Genomic DNA, 1,355 nt, shown 5'->3' on the forward strand with positions numbered 1-1,355 from the left:
GGTGCGAAACGTTCTTAGTTTAAATGGAGGATGGCTAACATCTCTCTGGTAAAGTCTAGGCAATTCCCTATGGAATTGAAGGATTATATCGAAGAATCAAATGAAGAGGTAACGTTTGGAAGGGTTCTCTCTTAGTCGATTAGCACTGAATTTAGTAAGAATGATAGTGTTAAAAGCTCGGTGAAAAGGCGTAAGAATTTACCGTAACAGTGCAGTTTAGCTGACGAAAGCCTACCCGCAGGGGTGGTGTAAATCATGACGCTTGAGTTGAATGAATATGGTGAGAATGCAATACAACCTATAATAAAGGGTTACGCTGACAAACTTCTGAAGGTACGGGTCTAAACGCGCAATACATAGAAACTGTGTATATCACCAAATGTGAGGTTAGCAGTGGCTGAGTAAGAATCGGAATTATGAAAGTCCACGATATGTTACAGGCATATGAACGGCTAACAGGCTTACAGGAAGCACCTAAGTTCATTCTATAATAGATATAATTCAACGTTGTAAGCTGATAACGTGGAGGGCTTACTCTTTATGAAACGTTGATAAGGAAAACAACAATGAGAATAGTTATTGTATAACTTATCTTTATATCAGTGAAAGTGGTGGCACAGTACCAATGAAATGTCTAATCAACATGGAGGGATAGCCACTAGACTAATGAAGAATCATTCAACCATGTATGGCAGTACTTTATCGATTAACAAGGTTCTTGTAAGACTAATAGAGGTTCAACTCCGAAGGGAGTCACCGACTTGTTGAAACGGAAGAAACTGAGACACAACGAGTATTATGATATGCAACATCGTTTTGATAACTTATACGCTCAAAGTGTCGATGGTCAAAATTTCTATGACTTAATGAATTTAATAAGTTCCAATGATAATATACGTCTTGCTTATCGAAACATCAAAAGAAATAAAGGGAGTAAAACAGCAGGGACAAACAAGTTAACGATTGATGATATTAAAGACTTGTCGATAGAAGAAGTAATGGAACACGTTCAAAGTATGTTTCAATCATATAAACCAGAAAGTGTTCGACGGGTGTTTATTGACAAAGGTAATGGCAAATTAAGACCATTGGGAATTCCGACAATATGGGATAGAATTGCCCAGCAATGTATCTTACAAGTATTAGAACCTATTTGTGAGGCAAAGTTTCATAAGCATAGCTATGGCTTCAGACCAAACAGAAGTACTTACCATGCTAAAGCGAGATTAGAGTCACTTATCAATATGACAGGTCTCTATCACTGTATAGATGTAGACATAAAAGGATTTTTCGACAATGTTGACCATAGTAAATTACTGAAACAAATCTGGACATTAGGAATAAAAGATAAGTCA

At 36.9% G+C, this 1,355-nt stretch carries 1 protein-coding gene; it reads left to right on the forward strand.

The genetic code is table 11. From position 1 onward, the window contains the following. Positions 1 to 764: 764 nt before the first annotated feature. On the forward strand, positions 765 to 1,355 hold a 591-nt coding region (locus tag BMZ22_RS16700; RefSeq protein ID WP_483867498.1), incomplete at its 3' end, for a reverse transcriptase domain-containing protein.

Source organism: Lentibacillus persicus (assembly GCF_900112705.1).
GTDB lineage: Bacteria > Bacillota > Bacilli > Bacillales > Amphibacillaceae > Lentibacillus > Lentibacillus persicus.